This window comes from Campylobacter sp. CNRCH_2014_2849, from assembly GCF_025772845.1.
GTDB lineage: Bacteria > Campylobacterota > Campylobacteria > Campylobacterales > Campylobacteraceae > Campylobacter_D > Campylobacter_D lari_D.
This window is the reverse complement of sequence record NZ_JAKMSW010000005.1, coordinates 1-22654: the sequence shown is the minus strand read 5'-3', so window position 1 is coordinate 22654 and position 22654 is coordinate 1. Positions and strand designations below refer to the sequence as shown.

At 30.6% G+C, this 22654-nt stretch carries 16 protein-coding genes and 2 pseudogenes; 2 read left to right on the top strand and 16 right to left on the bottom strand.

The window, feature by feature from the left end:
• The 16 genes and pseudogenes from L8X33_RS04360 to L8X33_RS04290 all read right to left on the bottom strand — a co-directional run bounded on the left by L8X33_RS04360 (nucleotide 1) and on the right by L8X33_RS04290 (nucleotide 19307).
• Complete coding sequence (locus tag L8X33_RS04360) at nucleotides 1-792, bottom strand: NADH-quinone oxidoreductase subunit C (protein ID WP_263670043.1); 792 nt, start codon at nucleotides 790-792, stop codon at nucleotides 1-3.
• On the bottom strand, nucleotides 792-1289 hold the full coding sequence (locus tag L8X33_RS04355; protein WP_039619352.1) for a NuoB/complex I 20 kDa subunit family protein: 498 nt from the start codon (nucleotides 1287-1289) through the stop codon (nucleotides 792-794). The genes L8X33_RS04360 and L8X33_RS04355 overlap by 1 nt, the downstream gene beginning before the upstream one ends.
• Nucleotides 1268-1687 carry an NAD(P)H-quinone oxidoreductase subunit 3 gene (locus L8X33_RS04350; protein ID WP_220566531.1) on the bottom strand — a complete coding sequence of 140 codons (420 nt, stop codon included), beginning with the start codon at nucleotides 1685-1687 and terminating at the stop codon, nucleotides 1268-1270. Before L8X33_RS04350 ends, L8X33_RS04355 begins: the two co-directional genes overlap by 22 nt.
• A 118-nt stretch (nucleotides 1688-1805) precedes the next feature.
• Nucleotides 1806-2474 carry an ATP-binding cassette domain-containing protein gene (locus tag L8X33_RS04345; protein ID WP_263670041.1) on the bottom strand — a complete coding sequence of 223 codons (669 nt, stop codon included), beginning with the start codon at nucleotides 2472-2474 and terminating at the stop codon, nucleotides 1806-1808.
• Complete coding sequence (locus tag L8X33_RS04340) at nucleotides 2458-3231, bottom strand: ATP-binding cassette domain-containing protein (protein ID WP_133319468.1); 774 nt, start codon at nucleotides 3229-3231, stop codon at nucleotides 2458-2460. The genes L8X33_RS04345 and L8X33_RS04340 overlap by 17 nt, the downstream gene beginning before the upstream one ends.
• Complete coding sequence (locus L8X33_RS04335; RefSeq protein WP_263670040.1) at nucleotides 3228-4004, bottom strand: ABC transporter permease; 777 nt, start codon at nucleotides 4002-4004, stop codon at nucleotides 3228-3230. Before L8X33_RS04335 ends, L8X33_RS04340 begins: the two co-directional genes overlap by 4 nt.
• A complete protein-coding gene (locus L8X33_RS04330; protein ID WP_318529719.1) occupies nucleotides 3997-4935 on the bottom strand; it encodes an ABC transporter permease in 939 nt (312 codons plus the stop codon). Before L8X33_RS04330 ends, L8X33_RS04335 begins: the two co-directional genes overlap by 8 nt.
• A gap of 11 nt (nucleotides 4936-4946) precedes the next feature.
• Nucleotides 4947-6482 (bottom strand): ABC transporter substrate-binding protein, encoded by a 1536-nt coding sequence (locus L8X33_RS04325; RefSeq protein ID WP_070255429.1) that lies wholly within the window; start codon nucleotides 6480-6482, stop codon nucleotides 4947-4949.
• A 43-nt stretch (nucleotides 6483-6525) separates the two neighbouring features.
• Entirely contained in the window at nucleotides 6526-8469 is a 1944-nt protein-coding gene (locus L8X33_RS04320; protein ID WP_070255432.1) for a BCCT family transporter, read from the bottom strand.
• Nucleotides 8470-8667: 198 nt separating this feature from the next.
• On the bottom strand, nucleotides 8668-9318 hold the full coding sequence (locus tag L8X33_RS04315; RefSeq protein WP_263661522.1) for a LutC/YkgG family protein: 651 nt from the start codon (nucleotides 9316-9318) through the stop codon (nucleotides 8668-8670).
• Nucleotides 9311-10726: a LutB/LldF family L-lactate oxidation iron-sulfur protein gene (locus L8X33_RS04310; protein WP_263669176.1), complete on the bottom strand. Its 1416-nt coding sequence runs from the start codon at nucleotides 10724-10726 to the stop codon at nucleotides 9311-9313. The genes L8X33_RS04315 and L8X33_RS04310 overlap by 8 nt, the downstream gene beginning before the upstream one ends.
• A complete protein-coding gene (locus L8X33_RS04305) occupies nucleotides 10723-11463 on the bottom strand; it encodes a (Fe-S)-binding protein (RefSeq protein ID WP_115614003.1) in 741 nt (246 codons plus the stop codon). The genes L8X33_RS04310 and L8X33_RS04305 overlap by 4 nt, the downstream gene beginning before the upstream one ends.
• A 6-nt stretch (nucleotides 11464-11469) precedes the next feature.
• Entirely contained in the window at nucleotides 11470-13125 is a 1656-nt protein-coding gene (locus L8X33_RS04300) for an L-lactate permease (RefSeq protein WP_412175225.1), read from the bottom strand.
• 276 nt (nucleotides 13126-13401) lie between these two features.
• Nucleotides 13402-14496 (bottom strand): annotated as a pseudogene (locus tag L8X33_RS08780) (pentapeptide repeat-containing protein); the annotation flags it as partial.
• 12 nt (nucleotides 14497-14508) lie between these two features.
• Nucleotides 14509-15318, bottom strand: a pseudogene (locus tag L8X33_RS08775) (pentapeptide repeat-containing protein); the annotation flags it as partial.
• Nucleotides 15319-15527: 209 nt separating this feature from the next.
• The gene (locus L8X33_RS04290; RefSeq protein ID WP_263670034.1) at nucleotides 15528-19307 is read right to left on the bottom strand and encodes an Eco57I restriction-modification methylase domain-containing protein; all 3780 of its coding nucleotides are present in this window, start codon (nucleotides 19305-19307) and stop codon (nucleotides 15528-15530) included.
• 212 nt (nucleotides 19308-19519) lie between these two features.
• Between L8X33_RS04290 and L8X33_RS04285 the strand changes: the two genes are divergently transcribed.
• Nucleotides 19520-20098, top strand: a complete 579-nt coding sequence (locus tag L8X33_RS04285) for a cytochrome C (RefSeq protein WP_220566522.1) — start codon at nucleotides 19520-19522, stop codon at nucleotides 20096-20098.
• Nucleotide 20099: 1 nt separating this feature from the next.
• A complete protein-coding gene (locus L8X33_RS04280; RefSeq protein ID WP_263670033.1) occupies nucleotides 20100-22619 on the top strand; it encodes a molybdopterin guanine dinucleotide-containing S/N-oxide reductase in 2520 nt (839 codons plus the stop codon).
• The last annotated feature ends 35 nt before the right edge of the window (nucleotides 22620-22654 follow it).

Below are 22654 nucleotides of genomic sequence, written 5' to 3'. Positions count from 1 at the left end.
TTATCTTCTCTTATCTAAAATTTTTACTTGCGTTCTTTTGGCTTTTTTCACAAAAGGCACGCCACCTTCTTCTTGATATTCTTGTAGGTATTTATCCTCTCTTGGAGCTTCGCCTTTACCAACCTCATGATAAATTCTACTAAAGTTTAGCGTGTCTTTTTCATCTACAAAACCTGGATCTCTATTTTCTTCACCTACAACCTCGCGGTATTCTTTTCCAAAAATTTTATCTATCTCATACCACTTAGCAAATTCATCACCATGCAAAGGATAGCTTTTTAAAAAAGGATGTCCATACCAATCATCAGGCATTAAAAGTCTTTTTAAATTTGGATGATTGATGATGAAAATTCCAAACATATCATATATTTCTCTCTCACACCAATTAGCACCTTTAAAAACGCTCATAACACTTTGAAGCCTTTCTTTTAAACCAACGAAAGTTTTTATTCTCACTCTTAAATTTTTCTCCATATTTAAAAGCTGATAATATACTTCAAAACCCTGTTTTTGAGCGACAAAATCAATCGCACTTGCGTCAGTAAAACAGCTATAACCTAAATTCTTAAGCTTATCAAGAATAGCAACATTATCATCTTTGTTTATCTCAATCACCCAAAAATCAAGCTCTATAAAAGAATTTTTTAACTCAAATTCTTGACTTAAAATTTGATGATCATTCTCAAAAACACTACCCTCTGTGCTTAGTTTTTTAGTTGCAGGTGCATGGTAAAATCTATCCTCATAATAATTTTTTAGCTGAGCATTTTTCTTATCGCTATATTTTCTCATCATATAAGCCTTTTTGGAGCTATTTTTCTGCTTGCTTTTTCTTTACGAATTCTTTTTTGCAAAATCATCAAAGCAAATTGAAAAGTTTCAGGACGCGGGGCACAGCCTGGCACATAAATATCAACAGGAATAATCCTATCCACTCCTTGGACAGTAGAATAGGTATTAAACATACCGCCGGTATTTGCACAAGAACCCATAGAAATAACCCATTTAGGATCAGGCATTTGATCATAAAGTCTTCTTGTAAATTCAGCATGTTTTTTACTTAAAGTACCCGCTATAATCATTACTTCAGATTGTCTTGGACTTGCTCTAAAAATTGTTCCAAATCTATCAAAATCATATCTTGCACCACCTGCTGCCATCATTTCAATAGCACAACAGGCAAGTCCATAAGATAGTGCCCATAAAGAATTACTTCTACCCCATTGCACTAACTTATCAACCGTAGTTAAAACAACTGGCGCATTACTCATTTTTTGATACTCTGCCATGCAAATGCTCCTTTTTTATAAGCATATAAAAAGCCTACTGCAAGTAATAAAATAAAAACAAACACTTCCACCAAGGCAAATAAAGATAAGCCATATTTTGAAAGTTCTGCGGTTAAATCTTTAAAAATCACCGCCCAAGGAAATAAAAACACCACTTCAATATCAAGCAAAATAAAAATCAAAGCAAAAACAAAAAATTGAGAATTGATTTTATTTGCTTGTTTAGAAGCCATAGGCCCACACTCATAAATTCCTAGTCCAAGTTTTTTTCTATTATGAGAGGCTAGCTTAGAACCTATTTTAGAAGAAATATACACCAAAGTAAAAAATATAACACTTGCAATAACAAGCATTGCAAAGATGCCAAAGTATTGATGCTCTATAGTTGCGTGCGTCATAATAAACCTTTTATTTAAGCATAATTAAATTTATTTTACTTCAATTTAGCTATATAAAAACTTATTATCAAAAAAATAAATTTTTATGTATTTCAAAATGAAACAGTTTTTATCTTTATTATAAATACATTTTTTTATGACAAATGTCTTGTAAGATTTTTTCCTGATGAGAAATAAAAATATAAGTAATATCGTATTTTTTTTGAAAAGCATATAAATAATTTAGAATTTTACAAGCAGTTGGTATATCAAGTGCTGCTGTGATTTCATCTAAAATAAGCAATTTTGGTTTTAAAAGCAAAGCTCTAATCAAACCTAATCTTTGGCTTTGACCGCCACTTAATTTAGAAGGTTTTAAATTTAAAATATCTTTTTCAAGCTCAAAAGCATCAAAAAGTTTAAAAAGCTCTCCAAAATCGGGCTTAAGTTTAAAATTTTCATACACATCAATCAAAAGTCTTTTGGCACTTTTGTAAGGATTTAAAGCTAACTTTTGATCTTGGAAAATATATTGAATTTTTTGGCGTAATTTTCTTTGAGCGTTAAAATCTAATTTTAATATATTTTCATTTTCAAACAAAATCTCTCCAGTATTTGCGCGTTCAAGCATACAAAGAATTTTAGCTAAAGTGCTTTTACCACTACCACTTTCCCCACAAAGCAATAAATTTTCATTTTGATTTAGAGAAAAACTCACATCTTTAAAAACAAAAATTTCCTCTTCCTTTAAATACCAATGTTTTTTAAATTTATAAGATTTGCTTAAATTTTTAACTTCTAAAAACATTCTCATTCTCAAAATAATTTAACAATTCTTTAGCAAAAACACCTTTTGGATTGCTTAAAAACTCTTTCACAGGCATTTGATAAATCAAAGTTTTATCTTCTATGATAGCCACCTCATCACAAAGCTCTTTAGCTAAATTTATATCATGAGTAATGAAAATGAGATTTTTAAATTGTGTTTTTAGCTCTTTTAAAATAGCGATGATTTTTTCTTCATTAGCTCTATCAAGTGAGCTTGTAATCTCATCACACAATAAATACTTAGCCTCGCTTAGTAAAGCTAGAGCTATTTGAATGCGTCTTGCCATACCACCACTTAACTGATATATAAAAGAATGCCATAAAAGATCATGATTTTTAAGCCCTAAACACTCAAAATAATAAAAGGCCTTTTCTTTAATCTCTTTTGTGCTTAAATTAGTATGAGTTTTTAAAACTATATTAAAATAACTCCCTATATCAACAAGAGGGTAAAAGCTCCCATAAACATCTTGAAAAAGTAAATTTACCTTAGTTCTTAAAATATTTAGCTCTTTTTCTTTTAAAATTAAAATATCTTTTTGATCTATCCTAAATTTTTGTGCATTAAGCTTATAGTGTTTATCAAAAAGCTTAATCATGCTTTTTAAAAGCAAGCTTTTTCCCGCTCCACTTTTACCCATGATAGCCAAAGCTTTACCATCTTCTAAATTAAGATTTATATCTTTTAATAAGATCTTATCTTTAAAGCTAAGATTTAAATTTGCAATTTCTATCATGCTTTAATCTCTTCTTGTAAGTCATTACCCAAAGCAAGCAAAGGTAGGATAAGCATAAGTATAAAGGCTACTGGAAAAACTATCATCCACCAAAATCCTAAAAACACAGCCTTACTTGCTTCATTTAACATATTTCCTAAACTTGGAGTCCAAAGCTCTACACCCAAGCCAAAAAAGCTTAAAGTAGCTTCACTTGTAATAGCATGGGCGATATTTAAAACAAAAAGCACAAAAAGCAAATTCCAACAAGCAGGTAAAAGCTCACTAAATAAAGCTTTCATCTTACTAGAGCCTAGAATGATAGCATTTTGATAAAACTCAAGTTTTTGAAATTTATTAAGCTGAGTATCAAGTACTTTTGCCACAAAAGCAAAATGCCCCAAAGCGATGATAAAAATCATACTCCACAAAGATCCCGCCAAAAAACTTTGAAAAAACATAATCACAAGTAAAGAAGGTAAAGCCAAAAGCATATCAAGCACTCTAGCAAAAAAGGCATAAGCAAAAAATCTTGTTAAAAACACATAAGCACAAGCAAAAAGCACGCTAAAAAATGCTGCCATTACCCCTACAAATAAAGAAACACGCAAGGCATATAAAATACGCGTAAAAATATCTCTACCAAGTAAATCTGTGCCAAAAATATGACTTAAATTTGGGGCTATTTTAGCCTTGCTTAAATCCACTAAATTAGGATCATAAGAACTTATTAAAGGTACAAAAAGCGCTAAAATAAAACTTAGTAAAATCATCATCACATAAAACTTACGCATTAGCAAACCTTGGATTAATCATCTTGCAAATTATCTCTACGATCAAATTTACAAGCACTACCACTAAAATGCTAAAAATTACCACAGCTAACACCACAGGATAGTCTTTAAACAATATACTTTTAATCACTAAATTTCCAACACCCTCATAAGAAAACACACTTTCTACTATATAAGTTCCCATTAAAAAACTCACAAAGGAAGCACCAAAATACGCGAGTATAGAAGCAAAAGCATCTTTTAATACAAAATGCAAATAAATTCTTTTTTTACTAAGCCCTCTTGCAAAAGCACTTTCTATAAAGCCCTGATTTAAACTATCAATCAAACTTGTCCTTATAAAACGCACAAAAACAGCTAAATGTGAAAGCACTAAAGCACATACTGGTAAAAACAAATGCCACAAACGATTAAATACATCATCTTCAAAGCCAATATCAGCAATAGCCGAACTTGGAAAAAGCTTAAAAAATACAGCAAAAACTAAAATAAGCATTAGCGATAAAGAAAAAGTAGGCAATGCAAAAAAACTCATCGTTGAAAAGGTAATAATTTTATCCAAAAAACTATCTTTATAAAGAACGCAAAAAAGTGCCAAAACCAAAGACAACACAAAAAGTATAAAAAAAGCCAAACTTCCTAGTATGATGGTATAGGGAAGTTTTTCTTTTAAAATTTCATTAACCTTTTCTCCGCTGATTAAAGAGTAGGAAAAGTCGCCTTTCATGGCATTAAAAAGCCAATTTTCATACTGCTCTAATAAAGGCTTGTCTAAATTTAAATTATGCTCAATTTCTTCTTTTATTTTAAGGCTAGTTCCTTGAGGCACACTAGCAAAAACCACACTTCCTTTAGCATGATAAATCATCACAAAACATAAAAAACTTGCAAAAATCATCAAAAAAAACGCCCATAAAAGGCGTTTAAAAATGAGTTTTAACACTAATTTTTGCTCCACTCATAAGCATTCCAAGTAAAACCTACCCCATGATGACCTAAAATATGAGGTTTTATACCTTGGATATTTTTAGCAAAAACTAAAGGATAATCAATATAAGCTATAAATAAAAATGCAGGATCTTTATATAAAGCGTCAATAAATTCTTTATAGTATTTTTTTCTTTCATTTACATCAAGCGAATTTCTCGCTTTTATCAGAGCTTCATCAACTTTAGCATTTTGATAATGACCAAAATTCCATCCACTAGAGTTTAAAGCACTATCTTGAGAGCTTTCAAAAACTCTAAAAGTATGAAAATCAGGATCATAAGGACTACCCCAACCTACCAAAAAGCTGTCAATCTTAGTATAGTCAAAACTTCCACTCGGCTTAGCAACTGCCTTTGCCTTAATGCCAAGCTTTAAAAACTCACTTTGTAAGATATTTACCAAAGCTATTCTTAGTGGATCTTCACTCATAGCATACATTTCAAAGCTAAATTCTTTGCCATTTTTTTCTAAAATTCCATTTTTGTTTTTCACAAAGCCTGCTTTTGCTAAAAGCTCATTTGCTTTTTTTACATCATAAGTATAAGTTGCAAATTCTTTAGGATTTGCCCATGATTTTTCCAAAGGATGATTTGCTACTTTTCCAAAAGAATGCAAAAGAGAATCCACAATAGCTTTTTTATCGATAGCATAATTTAGTGCTAAACGCACATTTTGATCTTTTAAAAACTCATGATTAAAATTAAACATCAAAGCACGATAATCAGCTGAAGGTTCTATAAGCATTTTAAAGTTTTTATCATTTGCAAAATTTGAAGCTAGAGCAAAATCAACTAAAGCTACATCAATAGAACCATTTTTAAGCTCAATAGCACTAATACTTGGATCTTTAATATGTTTTAGTATGAGTTTTGGTGTTTTTACCTTAGCTAAATGATAATTTTCATTTGCTTCTAAGATCATGTATTGACCTTTTTTCCATTGTTTTAGCTTATATGGTCCTGTTCCTATAGGCATTTGATTAAATTTAGTAGTATTTAAATTTTCTTTTTCAAGTAAATGTTTTGGTAAAATTCCCACACTCAAAGCGTCTAAAAATGCAGGAAAAGGCTTTGAAAGTGTGATAATCAAATGATAATCATCAATGATTTTTACTTCTTTAACTGCGTCAAAATTTACCTTTGAGGGTGAATTTAACTTCTCATCTTTTAAAGCATTTATACTAAATTCCACATCTTTGGCACTAAATTTAGTCCCATCATGCCACAATATATCATCTCTTAAAGTAAATTCATAAACAAGCCCATCTTTACTAACTTTCCAAGATCTAGCAAGATCAGGCGCTAAGCTCATATTTTCATCAAAGCGTGTAAGTCCTGAAAACACAAGAGCAATTGCCACATCATGATCTTCACTAAAAAGCGGATTTATACGCTCTGGCTCATTTTCCACTGCTATAACGATCGTATCTTTTGGCGTAATAGCAAAAAGATTTAAAGCACAAAAAAACATTAAAAAAAATCTCAACATAAAAGGCCTTTCTTATAAGAATAAAGTGTAATTATAACGCTTTTTAATCATAAGCTTTGGTAAAAATTTCATTTTTATCATCAAATAAAAGTTGCAAATACCTCTCATACTGCTTTAGTATATCTACGATGATTTCTTGCTCGTTTAAATACTCTATATTATAACCATTACGCGAATCAGCAAAGAAAGTTTGTGGCTCAAAGATAAATTCTTTAGAATAAGTTGGCATAAATTTATCATCGATTATGCTTTGGCTTGCTTGTTTTTTTACTACTTGCACTCCATAGATAAAATCTTTTGCAAATTCTTTTTTTATAATCAAACTTATACTTGATTTTTCTTGAACGATCTGTGTTTTCAAGCCGTAGTTTTTTAGACTTTGGCTGAGTGATTCCATAGCATTTTTAACTTTGGTATTTAAGAAATTTTGTATGTCTTGTTCTTTGCTTTGTTTTAAAATTCTAGCAAGTCTTTCTTGCCAAAATTCTCCTGTAAAATACACACTACTTTGACTAAGCTTAGTTAAAGAATAATTCACATCTACAATTAAGCCTTTAAGCAATGAAAAACACATCAAACAAAGCAAAAATGCAAAAGGTAAAGCCACTATCATAGTGATACTTAAAATCGCCCCCAAGCCGCCTGAATACAGTAAAGAAGTAGCTAAAAGCGCAAGCACAAAACCCCAAAGGATATTTTGCCATTTGTATGGCTCATGAGCACCACCACTACTTAAAGAATTTAACACAAATATCCCACTATCTGCTGAAGTGATGAAAAACAAAGCTAAAACTAAAAGCGCAAGCAAAGAACTAAAATAAGAAAAAGAAAAATTTTGTAAAAAATAAAAAAGCAAACTTTCAGGTGCTGAAGTAAAAGGACTTAAAATATCATTGAAATTTAAAGCACTATTGCCAAAAATGCTAAACCAAAGTATATTAAAACTAGTAGGCACTACAAGCACGCCAAAAATAAATTCCCTTATCGTTCTACCACGAGAAATCTTAGCAATGAAAAAGCCCACAAAAGGCGCCCAACTAAGCCACCAAGCCCAATAATAAATAGTCCAATTATTAAACCATTCTATATGTTCTTTTTCATAATAATAAGTCTTAAAGCTCAAAGAAATTAAATTTTGCAAATAATTTCCAATATTAGAGCTAAATTGTGAAAGAATTTGGATGGTATTTGTTGAAAAAAGCACAAAAAGCATTAAACACACTGCAAAAACTAAATTTGCTTCACTTAAAATTTTTAAACCCTTTGTTAAGCCACTAATCGATGAGAGTGTGGCTAAAGAAATAATGATGATTATAATCACGCTTTGTTCTAAAAAGCTTTGTCCGTTTAAAATACCCAAATTTGAAAAGCCCGCATTTAGTTGAGATGCACTATAACCAAGTGTGGTACTAATGCCAAAAACCGTGACAATTAAAGCAAGCATATCAACTAAATTTCCCCAAAAACCATAAATTTTATCTTTAAGCAAAGGGTAAAAAGCACTACGCAAACTAAGAGGCATTTTATATCTAAAACCAAAATACGCCATAGCCAAAGCACACACCCCATAAATAGCCCATGGGTGAATTCCCCAGTGAAAGATAGTATGTAGCATAGCTTCTTCATCGCTTGTTTGCAAGGCTTTTTTATGTATGAGAGGTTCAGCCACACCAAAATACATAAGCCCCACACCCATACCCGTAGCAAAAAGCATAGCAAGCCAAGAAGTAAATTTAAAATGAGGTTTTTCATCATCATCGCCGAGTTTAATATCGCCAAATTTTGAAAGTGCAAGTGCAAGCATAAAACACACAAAAAAACTCACGCTTAATATATAAAACCATGAAAAATTTGCAAAAATTCCACTTTTTATATGATTGATAAAATCATTTGTAAGTTTAGGCAAGAAAATACAACTAAGGCTTAAAACAACTATAATACTAATACTTGGTAAAAATACTGCCTTTTTAAAACTTGTTTTTAACATGATTTTCCTTTTTATAGTTTTAAAATTTAAGTTAATACCTTTTTTACTATGTCAAAAAATATCTTAAATATAACTAAAATCAATAAAATAGCAAAGGTTGATAAAAATATAATTTAATTAATGTTTTAAAAACCAAGAAGTTAATTTTTGATTTGAAGGTGATTTTAGAATTTACACTAAGTGCAAATTCTAAATAAATCAATAAAGTATAATATGAACCTTTTGAGATCCATGAACTCCAAAAACAGTGATAAGTTCAATATCTGCAGTTCTTGATGGCCCTGCTATAAACAAAATATTGCTAGGTAAAATTTCATTTTCTTCTTTTACTAAATTCAATGCTTGGCTAATGCTTTTTACAATATTTTCTTTTTTTAATAAGACAATACAAAGCATAGGAGCCAAAGAAAGCATTCTTGGTTGAGTTTTATCAGACAAAACTAAAGCAACTCCATGTGAGCTTACTCCAACTCTTGCTTGGATGATAGAAAAATCACTATGAAAAACTTCTTTTCGTATTTTTTCAATCTCTTGATTAAAACAAGTCTTTTTTTCGGCTTCAATTTTATTTATATCTAAATTTAAATTATCAGGATAAATAAGACTTTTATAGCCATAACTTTTAACAATTTGATTGACTTTTTCTTCTAATTTTTCTAACGAGCTTTCTTCTACTATGTATTTATTTGCACTCATTTTTTCTTTTAACTCACTATACATATCATCACTTGTTTTGATATGCTCTATAGGATCCATAGTCGGAATTTTTTCAAAAGATAAATGTGTATTTTTAATCTTATCCAAAATAGCTTTTTTGCTTTGTGAAGAAATTTCATTTATTCTACTCACACTTTACTCCTTGCATATTTTCAAGTTCTTTATAAAGATCAAGTTTTATTTGTGGAAATTCCTTATAAGCACTCCATTTTTTAACTACTGGTAAAGAATTTTTTCCTTTTTGCAAAAGCCAATTAAAATTATGTAAATTTGCTAAAGTATTTTTCCAAATAATAGGAGTTGTAGCTACTTTTTCAAAAATCTTAAATGCCATAGCTTCAGCAGTATTTGGAGCGATATTATCAAAACTTCCTTGACCTACTTTTGCTGCTCTTAATTTGCGTATTAAATCCGCAAGAGGAATTCTTACCGGACAAACTTCAGAACATCTTCCACAAAGCGAGCAAAAAGTAAGAATATCACCATTTTCTTGCATACCAAAAAGATTAGGACTTATGACTTCTCCAATCGGCCCTGGATATACACTTTGATAAGTATGGCCGCCTATTTTATCATACACAGGACAAAAATTCATACAAGCCCCACATCTTATACAACGCAAAGCTTCATAATAATCTTCATCATTTAGCATTTTGCTTCTATTATGATCAAAAAGAATAATATGCACTTCTTTTGGGCCATCTAAATCTCCATTTTTTCTAGGTCCTGTAATGATATTGTTATAAGTTGGTATAAATTGACCCGTAGCTGATGGAGTAAGTAAAGACACCATAGTGGCAGCATCTTCAAAGCTTTCCATAACTTTTTCTATACCACAAAGTGCTACATGTATATCACTTGCTGTGGTGCACATCCTACCATTTCCCTCATTTTCTATAAGCCAAAAAGCGCCTTCTTTAGACATAGCAAAATTTACTCCGCTAAGCCCCATTTTAAGTCCTTCAAATTCATCTCTTAAATGCTTTCTTGCAATAGAATTTAGCTTTTCTGGCTCACTTTCTAAATTAGAGCCTAATTTTTCTTGAAAAATTTTACCAATTTCATAGCGGTTCTTATGTACCGCTGGAACTACAATATGCACGGGAGTTTCATCATTTAACTGCAATATAAGTTCGCCTAAATCTGTTTCTATGGCTTTTAAGCCTTTGGATTCTAGGTAGTGGTTTAAACCTATTTCCTCACTAGCCATAGATTTACCTTTTAGAATTTTACCGATGTTTTTTTCTACCATTAATTCATATATAATCTCACAGGCATCCTCATCAGAACTCGCCCAATGGACATTTATGCCATTTTTAGTGGCATTTTGTTCAAATTCTAAAAGCCTATCGTGTAAAGTTGATAAAGCATTGTTTTTAGCTTGCTTAGCTTTAGATCTTAGTCCTTGCCAATCATTAAATTTCTCATCTATAACTTTTAAACGATTTTTTTGCAAAGTATGCATAGCAGATCTTAAATTCTCTCGCATTTGCTTATCATGAATTTTCACATCCACAATTTGTTCATGTGTCATTTTCATATCGCAACTCCTTCAAGACGCTTGTTTAAAAAATCATACAAATGAATTCCTTTTATATCAAGCCCCATTTTACTCATCGTGCCTGCAATATTCATCAAACACCCACCATCAGAACTTAATACATATTTTACGCCTGTATTTTGGATATCTTTGATTTTTTCTTGTGCCATAGAATTTGAAATTTGAGGCTCTTTCACAGAAAAAGTTCCTCCAAAACCACAGCATTCTTCTTCAAATTCTAGAGGAATTAATTCCACATTTTTGAGTTTTTTTAGCAGATTTTTGCTCGCTTGTATGCTTTTTTGAATTCTTAATGCATGGCAGTTAGAGTGCCAAGTCACTTTTATAGGTTCGCCTTTGTCTTCATAATCAACCTTTAAAACCTCATCTAAATACTGACTAAGATCAATCACTCTAGAGCTAAATTCCTTTACCAAGTTAAAATGCTCATCATCTTTGAAAAGCTCTAAATAATCATGACTCATCATCCCCGCACAAGAACCGCTTGGCACTACTATAGGATAATCTTGAGTAAAAAGTTTTATATTATGCAAAGCTATATTTTTACTTTCTTTAAAATACCCTGAATTAAATGAGGGTTGAGAGCAGCAAGTTTGCTGCTTTTTAAATATAACCTCAACTCCCTCTCTTCTTAAAAGTCTAACCGCGTTTAAAACACTTTCTTGCATTATCGCACTACCCAAACAAGTAGCAAATAAATACACTTTTTTCATCATCAATCCTTATTTTAAAAGCACTGCTTCAGGGATGATCCCGTGGAAGAAAAATGCTATAATAAAAGTCCAAATTCCTATTAGAATTATAAAACCTATTGAGTATTTTAAAGTAAATCTAAACAATTCAGATTCTTTTCCTACAAGTCCAACTGCTGCACAAGCTACCGCTATACTTTGAGGAGATATCATTTTACCCACAACTCCACCAACAGAATTTGCTGCTAAAAATAAAGTTTCTGAAATTCCTAACTTTTGAGCACTAACTTGCTGTAATGTCCCAAAAAGCAAATTTGAACTAGTATCAGAACCTGTTAAAAACACACCTATCCATCCTATGATGGGAGAAAAAAATGCATAAGCATCGCCTGTATTTGAAAAAGCAAGTCCTAAAGTAGTACTCATACCGCTATTTTTAGCTATAAAGGCAAAAGCAACTACTAAGCCTATAGTTAAGCATGGAGTGGCCATTTCTTTTAAAGTTTCCCAAAAACACTCGGTAGCTTCGTTGATTTTTATTTTCAACACAACAATGCTCATTAAAGCAGCCACTAAAATAGCAGTTCCTGCTTGTGCTACTAAATCTATAGTATGTGATGGAATCATTGTTTTTGTAATTTGTGGATTAACTATATCAGGACTTATGATAGCTCCTAAGGCTTCATTAAATTTCAAAGTAAATTGCATAAAATTTAATATTCCATCTTTAGCAAATAAAGCCTTAAACCAAGGTTGAGTCCATATAATAATACAAATAATCAAAAGTATAAAAGGAATCCAAGCTAAAAATACTTTTTTAAATTCTAGCTTTTGTGAGTTTTCAAAGTCTTTTACATCATCTAATCTAAAAATATTTTTTGGCTTCCAAAATTTTAAAAATATCGTAGTAACAGACAAAGAAACAACCGCTGAAATAATATCTGGAAGTTCTGCGCCTAAATGATTTGAACTCCAAAATTGTGTAGCAGTAAAAGAAACGGCTGCGACAAAAATAGCAGGAAAGGTTTCTTTAACCCCTTTTAAACCATCCATTAAAAATACTATAAAAAATGGTATAGTCAAGCTAAGAGGCACAAGCATTCTACCCACCATAGCTGAAACACCGTGCTGTTCTATACCTGCTAGATTACTCATCGCTATGATAGGAATTCCAACTGCTCCAAAAGCTACCGGAGCGGTATTGGCTATAAGGCAAAGTCCTGCAGCGTATAATGGTCTAAGCCCAAGTCCTACAAGTAATGCAGCGGTGATAGCCACTGGCCCTCCAAAACCTATAGCACCTTCTAAAAAAGAACCAAAACAAAATCCAATCAAAATCACTTGAATTCTATGATCTGGAGTGATACTCATAACACTTTGTTTTATCACTTCAAACGAGCCTGATTTGATAGAAAGTTTATATAAAAATATGGCCGCGATGATGATCCAAGCTATAGGCCAAATACCATTTGCAAAACCTTGTATAAAGCTAGCACCTAATAAAGAAAACGGCATATCATAAGCAAACAATGCCACAACACTTGATAAAATAAGAGTTAAAAAGCCTGCTTGATAACCTTTGAGTTTGAAAACTACAAGAGAAAGCAAAAAGCACAAAATAGGCAAAAAAGCCACCAAAGCACTTAAAAGTATGTTGTCAAATGGATTATATATTTGTTGCCACATATTTTTCCTTTTGATAAAAATTTCCAATATCTAGCTTAACAAATATTTTTATTTTTGTGTATTTTTGTTAGAAAAAATTAACTATATGGGTATAAGAGTAACATTTCGTATAAAAATTCTCTTTTAATAAAAACAAAAATTTACACTTTACAAATAAAATATAAAGTATTGTTTATATTTGAAACAAAATATAAATATAATAAAAATATTTATATCAAAAGTATTTTTAAATCAAATTTTTCATCACACTTTAAAGCTAAAAGCATGATTTTGCTTTCAGCTTGGTACTATGGAGTTTTTGCGTGCGGTTTTTTGGAGTGAGAATATCACTAAAGCTACAAGTATAAAATACACCACAGATAAGCTAAGCAATAAAGGATAAGTAGCGTTGGTGTCTTTTTCTAAAAAGCTTCCAAACACAGGAAGCATTAAACTAGGTTTTGCAAGTAGCGTAAAAATACAAACTATATAAGAAATACCTACAAAAAGAAATCTTTTAGGCTTGCTATCAAAAACCATTATAAGTATAAAAGTACATGCAAATAGCATTATGATCATAAAATGAGTAATAATCGACTTAGGAAATCCTATGCAATAAACCACCCCTACAAACAAAGGCAAAAGCGAGAGCCATAAGTATTTTTTATTCAACAAAGCAACTAAAATCACTAACAATACAAAACCGAGAGAAAAATAAATCTCAGTTTTAGATAATAAACTGTCCAAGTTTTTAAATTCTTGCTCTATATTCAAGGATAAAAAATTATAAGTCGTTTTATTGTGCTCTTTAAAGATATAGCTTTCATTAGTATCTACTTGAACGATGTGGTATTTTGCATGATTTTCTATGCTAGGTTGTTTAAATTTATCAAGTACAAAAGAAAAAACGCTAAAAAGCATGATGATGATAAGTAGATTATGAAACACCTTTAGCAAGTCTGTATGATGATCACAAAGTTTACGGTAGAAAAAGAGTTGCCATTTATCTACTATATCTTTAAGAGTCTTGCCTTTTTTATTTTTTAGTTCTATCTCTTTACAATAAAGCTCATATTTATGAAAATTTGAAGCATCTAAAAAATTGTTATCTTTTATCAAAGCACTTTTAAAGTTCCTGAAAGAATCTCTAAAATCATTTGCAATTTCATAATTATACTTACCTTTTCCTTGTGAAGATAATAGTTTTATTTTTTCATCTACTCTAGCATAATCAAAATTTAAATTCGAATTTATAACATTTATATTACTCTTAAATAAAGCTTGAGAAAAATTTGGAGCTTTATCAAATGTAACTCCATAAAAACAAGCTGTCTTTTCAAACTCGCACTCATGAAAATCAACTTCCTTTTTAAACCATGAATTATTAAAATACACGCTTTCTTTAAATGTGCAAGTATTGAAAGCAACTTCATTGAAGGTATAATCCTTCAAATTTATATCTTGCAAAAAAATACATCTTTCAAAATCCACGCTCTTTACAAAAAGTTCTTTTGGTATATATAATTTTCCAAAAGTAATATCTTTAAAATTTATATTTTGTGTGAGTGTAAAATTATTTATAGATAAACTTATTTCTCCTTTAAAAGTTGAATTATTTAAAGATATGTTATTAGCTGAAAGCAAAGACAAATCAGTATTTTTTTCTATGGTGGAATTTATAATTTCTATATTGTGTCCTGTGGAGTTATTTAAAGTTAAATCTTTCAATATTTCACTATCAATAATATTTAATAAATCAAATGTTACACCTAGAATCAAATTATTTTCAAAATTTGATTCTATAATCGTTATATTCTTTCCAATAGCTCCAATAAAAGCAACTTTATCTTTACATTCTATGTAAAAATTAGCTTTATCACACTTAAATTCAGCCCTATTAAATTTCAATTCTTTTTGAAAATAACCTTTATAAAAATCTATATTACTACTAAAAATAGCCTTAGAAAAAACAACTTCATTTAAAAAAGTAACATTGGAAAAACTTATCTCTTTTTTATTTTCTGTATTTCCAAAAACAGCACCTAAAAAAGATACTTGTTTTTCAAAAGTAACACGAGAGCAAATAAAATTTTCAAAATTTGCTTGTTGAAAATTCACCTCTTCTTTAAAAGTACAACCTGAAAAAACTAATTCACCTATAAATTTAGAGCTAGCTTTGATTTCATTTATAAAAGTTACACCTGAAAAAGACATATCTAACAAAACATCTTTTGTAAAAATAATATTTTTAATTTCATTTACCCTTATATCAAGATCTTTAATACCTTTTTCTTGTAAAATATTAAAATCTATTTTTTCAATTATTGCATTGCCAAATACACTTATTCTATCTTTTCCTATTGATATTTGTGTATTTGTTGCATAAATTCCATATTGTGTCAATATCTGATCAAATTCATTCATCATTTTCCTTCAATGATTTTTATTTCTTCTTCGTTTAGGTTGTAAAGTTTATAAACGATAGAGTTTATTTTGGTTTCTTGGGTTTTGATGTTTGCGTTTTTATCTTGCTCTTTTAAATTTAAAATCTCATCGACTAAGCTTATAAGCTCGTTTGCTAGTTTTTCATTTTTAGAATTTATATCTACTATAGGAATATTTAACAAAGGCTCTTTATCTATTTGATAATTATTGCCTTGCATTTTTCCTTTATGTTTTAACCAAAACATCATAAGTTTTGAATTTAAAATAGCAACTAGATACTTTGTATCAATTCTTTGCGTTTTTATAACATAAAAAGTCGCCGAAACATAACAATCAAAATCAACATAACTGAATTTAGGCTCATTTACACATTTTCTTAAAGCTACTATTCTAGGACTACCTGTAAAAAATTTTTCATCTCTAGCTCTATGTAGTCCATAAGGTTTGTTATCTGAAGTAATAACTTTTTTAAATTTATCTAAATGTTTTTTTAAGTTTGGATAATTATCCATAGAATTTGGATTTTTAAAAGATGAATTTGTATAAATAATCCATCGATGATTATTTTTTTCAAAAAAGAATTTTATAAAATTTTGAGTATCATAATAAGGTTTTACAAGATTATTTTCTAATTTTGTTAATTTTAGTTTCTCTTTTTCTTCTTCACTCAGACCAAAAATACCTTGCCCTATTTTAAAAACAAAATTATGATTACTATTAATTCTATTATTTACAAAATCATAATGCGGATGTATCCCATTTGCTACTTCTTTATCATCAAGGTAAAATTTTCCATATTTTTGGATTTTTTCAAATATCTCTTCATAATCATTTTTTATAAAATTCAAAGTTTTGTCTATGAAATTCTTTGGCTTAAAATTTATATTTAAAATTTCATTATTAGGCGACTTTGTATTTTCTAAAATATCCAAAACATCTTCATAACTTGGACTTTGTGTAGTAAGTTTTGCAAAATTAAATTCATAGTTTTTAGGTGGTTTTGTTTTTTGAAATTGCATTATCATAGTTTGTATGCTTGCAGAATCAAAAACCATAAACGAAGAAAAATCGACAAGATTTAAAATTTGACACTCTTCTAATATAACATTGCGTAATTTTTTAGCACCCGAATTTGTAGTCCAATTGTTTGTGGCAATAAAAGATAAAATTCCATTTTCTTTCAGTACATCTAAACCACGCCCCACAAAATGATACCAAATATCCATTTTACCTTGATAAGTTCTTAAATTTTTAGTATTTGCAAAAATTTCTTTATTATCATTTTCTTTTATGTAAGGTGGATTGCCGATGATGAGATCAAACCCTTGAAAATTCCCACCCTCATCAAGCACTTCGCTAAATTCAAAACGCCATTCAAAAGGATTTGCACTTTCTAAGTCAAATATACTCTCATAAAGCTTTTTAAGCTTTTTAAATTCTTTCTTAGCTGCACTTTCATCAAAGTCAAATTCAAACATATTTTTAGAGAAAAATGCTCTAAAATTCTCATCTTTTTCATCTTGTGCTAAAAAATCGCCGTATTTTTTAGAGTATTCATTAGCGCCGTTGGTAAGTTGCTTGATCTCTTTGGCAAATTTGTCTTTTAAGCAGAAATTTTTAAAAGACTCTTTAAGGTTTTTGATCTCTTTTGCGATGAGAGTTTTGTCGGTGTAAAAGCCTTCTTTGTAGTCTTTGACTATGCGTTTGTATTTATCCATGCGTTCTTTGATGTTTGGGTAGTGAGAAAGGCTTTTGTGAATTTCAAAATAACTTATAAGCGAATTCCCGCATTTTATGTTGATGTCGATGTTTGGCAGGGTTTTAAGATCATGATAGTTTGTATCATCAAAGCTTTCATAAAAGCTGTGTTTTAAAAGCTCTATCCAAAGCCTTAGTTTAGTGATCTCACATGAGTTTGGGTTGATATCTACTCCAAAAAGGTTGTTTTCTATGATGTCTTTTTTACGCTCAAAAAGTTCTTTTTGACAAAGGTGGGTTTTGTCTTTGTCAAAATCAGGGCGTTTATACTCTAAAAACTGACCTTTGTGATTTTGCACTAAAATTTCATCATTTTGCACGCTTAAGTAAAAGTCCTCTTCAAACAAACCAAGCTCATAATGCACCATAAGCATGGCATTTAAAGCTGAAACTAAAAAATGCCCGCTTCCCACCGCAGGATCGCAAATGCGTATGGAATTTAGCAAGGCTAGTTTTTGCTCTTGAGAGATTTTTTCTTGGCGTAGCTGGGTTCTTAGCTCGTTTAGCTTGGTGGCATTTAACTTAAAAGTATGGTTAAACTTATCTAGCACGACTTTTTCTATACTTGCTTTACACATATATGAAGTGATAAAACTTGGGGTATAAAAACTACCTTCTTTGTAGCCATTTAGCTTTTCAAAGACATTTCCCAAAACGCTTGAGTTGATGAGTTCTTTTTGTTTGATGAGTTCTTCGCTTTGCTCATCAGCCCCAAAGTCAAAGCTGTCTAAAAACTCAAACAAATACTCAAGCAAACCTACTTTGCCTTTTTTACTTTTGCCTTTGTCATCTTTTAGTTGTGTGTGCGGGTGGTACTCTAGCAAAGCATCATTTTCTAAAGTAGCGATTTCTAGTGTGTTTTTTTCGATGGCTTGTTTTTCAAAAAGTGATGAATTTAAATAAGGCAAATAGCTAAATTTACTCTGCGTCCTTGTGTGCTTTTCTTTAGCTAAGATATCAAAGAAAAGATGTGAAAGGGTAGTAAAATTTGGAATTTTTTCATAGTTTAAGAATTTTAGGGTTTTATCATTGTTAAATCTAACTAAATTAGACTCAATAAGCTTTAAAAATAAAATGCGGTTTAGCCAAAGTATGATGAATTTTAGCACCTCTTCAAAGTCATGCTTTGGAAGCTTGCTCGCTATGAGATGATAAAGTGTGCCTTGGGCTTGTTTGCTTTGCTCACTTTGTGTGATGATGAATTTAGAAAGCTGTTTGCTCTCGCTTAAACCTAGGATGTATAAAAGCTCTTTATAGAATGCGTTGTTTAGTGAGTTTGCGTCATTTGGGCTAAATTCATTTAGCAAAAAGTCTCTATGAAAGGTTTTAAAAATGCTTGCTAGATTTTTGAAATTTGACTTTTGCTTGTCTTTTAAAAAGGCTAAATCGATGAAAAAGCCTTTTAAACTTTCTTTGGAATTTTCTATAAGTTTGCTTGCTTCTTTGTAAAATTCATCAGTGTTGCCTTTAAAAAGTGAATTTGGGCTTTGAAATTCTTCAAAAAGCTTTTTAAAGCTTGTGTTTTTATAAAAAAGCTCTTCAAATTCACTAGCTTTGAAAATGAAGAATTTATAAAAGTCTGTGATGATGATAAATTTCAAACTAAAGCTATGCTCTCTGTTTCTAAAATAATACAAAATGGCTTCATGCAAGGCTTTGGAATTTGGCTTTGTATGGGTGATGAATTCTTTTGAGTTGGGCTTTTTAGCTTCGATGAGAACTTCTAAGTCTTTGCTAAGCTCATCTTTAGCGATGGCTAAATCAATCTCGCTTTTGCCTTTTTGCTTGGTTTTGATGTGGGTTTTGAAATTTAGAGTGGTTAAAAATGGACTAAGCGTGTTAGCTACAAGATAATCTTCATTTTCACTTTGTGAGCTTTCAAGCCTTTCTAAATACTGCATTAAAGCCTTGCTAAAAGTGTCAAATTCATTTTGTGTAATTTGCTTTTTGCGGTAGTAGGGGTTGAAAAAATCTTTTTCATTTAGCAAAGTAAAGTGCATTTTTAACCTTTATAAAGAATATTTTATATTTTACTAAAATTTACTTTAAAGGATTGAAAAGACTTTATGAAAATATAAAAACAAATAAATTAAAAATTAATAAAAAATTATTAGATAATATTTATTATTGCATTTTTTATATTTTTATACTAAGAAAATTTTAATACTAAAGTTATACAATAAGTTTATATTAAAAATATCAAGGAGGCAAAATGGGAAAAATTTTAGTTTTCTGTTTAGCGCTTGTTTCTTTTGTTTGCGCTAAAAATGAATTTTTTACAAGTGAAGTAAGCTCACTTTACTTAAGCAAAAATGACACAAAAGCTGTTGGTAGATTGCTACCCACAAATCCTTTTGAAGTATTAAAAACTGATGGAAATAAAGTTTTAATCAAGATCACAGGCTATGTTAATCCTGCTTCGCCTTCTGTGCTTTATTACAACGATAGTCAAAGAATCATAGTTGCTGCATTTTCTAAAAATACAAAACTTGATTTTAAAACTTATACTAAAAGCAAAAATGGAAAATGGGATAAAGCTACCATAGAAGTTTGGACTGACAAGAAAGATTTTGCAAAAAGCAACAAAGAAATGTTTATAAAAGCTAAAGAGCTTTATATGAATAATTGCGGAATTTGTCATAGCGTTCATAAAGAAAGTGAATTTAGTGCTAATGGCTGGCCTGCTACTTTTAGATCAATGGTAAATAGAACAGGAATTGATAAAAAAGATCATTGGCTAGTGATACAGTATTTGCAAAAAAATGCAAAAGATTTTAAGGAGGTAAAATAAAATGGGACTTGATAGAAGAAAATTTTTAAAAATCGGAGCAGGGTTAAGCGTGTTGCCTTTAGCTCCTAGTTTAGCCATGAGTAAAAATATAGAAGTTTCTCAAATAAATTCTGGTTTAGTAAAAAATGGAAGTGTGATAACAGCAGCACATTGGGGAATTTTAAAACTTACCATTAAAGATGGTGTGGTAATTAAAAGTGAGCCATGGGAAAAAGTAACACAAATTGACAATCCTTTACAACACTATACAGCAGATATGATCTACAAATCGCGCGTGAAATATCCTTATGTTAGAAAAAGCTATCTTGAAAATCCCGACAGTCCAAAACCTGAACTTAGAGGAAAAGATGAATTTGTGCGTGTAAGTTATGATGAGGCTATAAAACTTATAGCAAAAGAACTTAAAAAAACAAGAGAGCAAAAAGGAACTCAAGCTATATTTGGTGGAAGCTACGGATGGAAATCTAGTGGAAATATGCAAAATTGTAGAATATTGCTCCATAGATTTTTAAATGTCACAGGTGGTTTTGTAGGGACTACCGGAGATTACTCAACCGGAGCTTCTCAAATAATAATGCCTTATGTTGTAGGCTCTATTGAAGTATATGAACAGCAAACTTCATGGGAAAACATTTTAGAACATTCTAAAATAGTAGTTATTTGGGGTGCTAATCCTATCGCTACTTTAAGAATAGCTTGGACTTCAAACGATCAAAGAGGTCTTGCTTACTTTGAAAAATTAAAAAATAGTAAAATCAAGGTTATCTGTATAGATCCTATAAAAACCGAAACTGCTAAATTTTTAAATGCACAATGGATCTCTCCAAAACCAAATACAGATGTTGCTATGATGATAGGCATGGCTAGTCATTTGATCGAAAAAAATAAAGTCAATTATGAATTTTTAGAAAATTATACAAGTGGATTTGATAAGTTCAAAGCTTATTTAGATGGCAAGAATGATGGCATTAAAAAAGATACAAAATGGGCAAGTAAAATTTGTGGAATTGATGAAAAAATCATCAAAACACTGGCTGAAAGTTTTTATGATAACCCTACTATGATCATGAGTGGTTGGGGTATGCAAAGAGCTCATCATGGCGAGCAACCTCATTGGATGTTAATAACCCTAGCTTCAATGCTTGGTCAAATTGGCACTAAAGGTGGTGGATTTGGCTTAAGTTATCACTATAGTAATGGTGGTGTTCCATCATGCAAAGGTGGTGTTATAGGAGGTATTACAGCAGGAGCTGTGGGAATTTGGGAAAATGGTAAATTTAAAGGTATACCAAAAAATGGAGAATCTCAAGGTGGTGCTGAATGGCTACAAAATACTGCTAGTTATTCTTTTCCTGTAGCTAGAATAGCTGATGCTTTATTAAATCCTGGGAAAGTTATAGACAATAATGGTTCTAAAATAACCTATCCTGATATTGACTTTATTTATTGGGCAGGTGGAAATCCATTAGTTCATCATCAAAATACAAACACTAACATCAAAGCATGGCAAAAACCAAGAACTATAGTTGTAAATGAAATTTATTGGACTCCAACTGCTAAAATGGCAGATATTGTAATGCCTACCACAAGTTCTTATGAACGAGATGATATTACCATGAGTGGAGATTATTCTAATATGAATATAGCTCCAATGAAGCAAGCAGTATTACCAATAGGCGAGAGCAAAGATGACTATGAAATTTTTGCTGATATTTGTAAAGTGTATGGAGATGATGTATTTAATGCTTATACCGAAAATGGTAAAAAAGCAAAAGATTTTATTAAAGAATACTACAATAGCGCTTTAAAACAAACTCAAGCTTATGGGGATGTATTTGAACCAAAAATGCCAAGTTTTGAAGAATTTTGGGCTAAAAATGAGCCTATAACTTTTTCTCCAACTATAGAAAGTATGGAATGGGTGAGATTTTCTGAATTTATTGAAGATCCTATCTTAAATGCTCTAGGCACCGAATCAGGCTTGATAGAAATTTACTCAAAAACTATCGAAAAGTATAACTATAAAGACTGCAAAGCACATCCAATGTGGATGGAGCCGATAGAATGGCTAGGAAATGCTACTAAGGAAACACCTTTTCATCTACTAACTAATCATCCAACAGATAGGCTTCACTCTCAAATGTGCCATACCTCATTGCGTGAAAAATATGCAGTAAATGATAGAGAACCTATCTTAATCAATCCTATTGATGCTAAAAAACTTGGAATCAAAAATGGTGATATTGTAAGAGTTTTCAATAAAAGAGGTCAAGTTCTCGCAGGTGCTGTGGTAACTAAAGATATTATGGCAAATGTTGTAAAATTATGCGAAGGTGGCTGGTATGATCCAAATGATGAAGGAATGTGCAAATACGGAAATGTAAATGTCTTAACTATTGATATGCCAACTTCTGAATTAGCAAACGGAAACATTTCTCATACAGGCTTAGTAAATATAGAAAAATATAAGGGATTACCGCCTAAAATAACAGCATTTACAGCTCCAAAAGGCGCTGTATAAACATTCTCTTTCTTAGAAGATAATTTCTTCTAAGA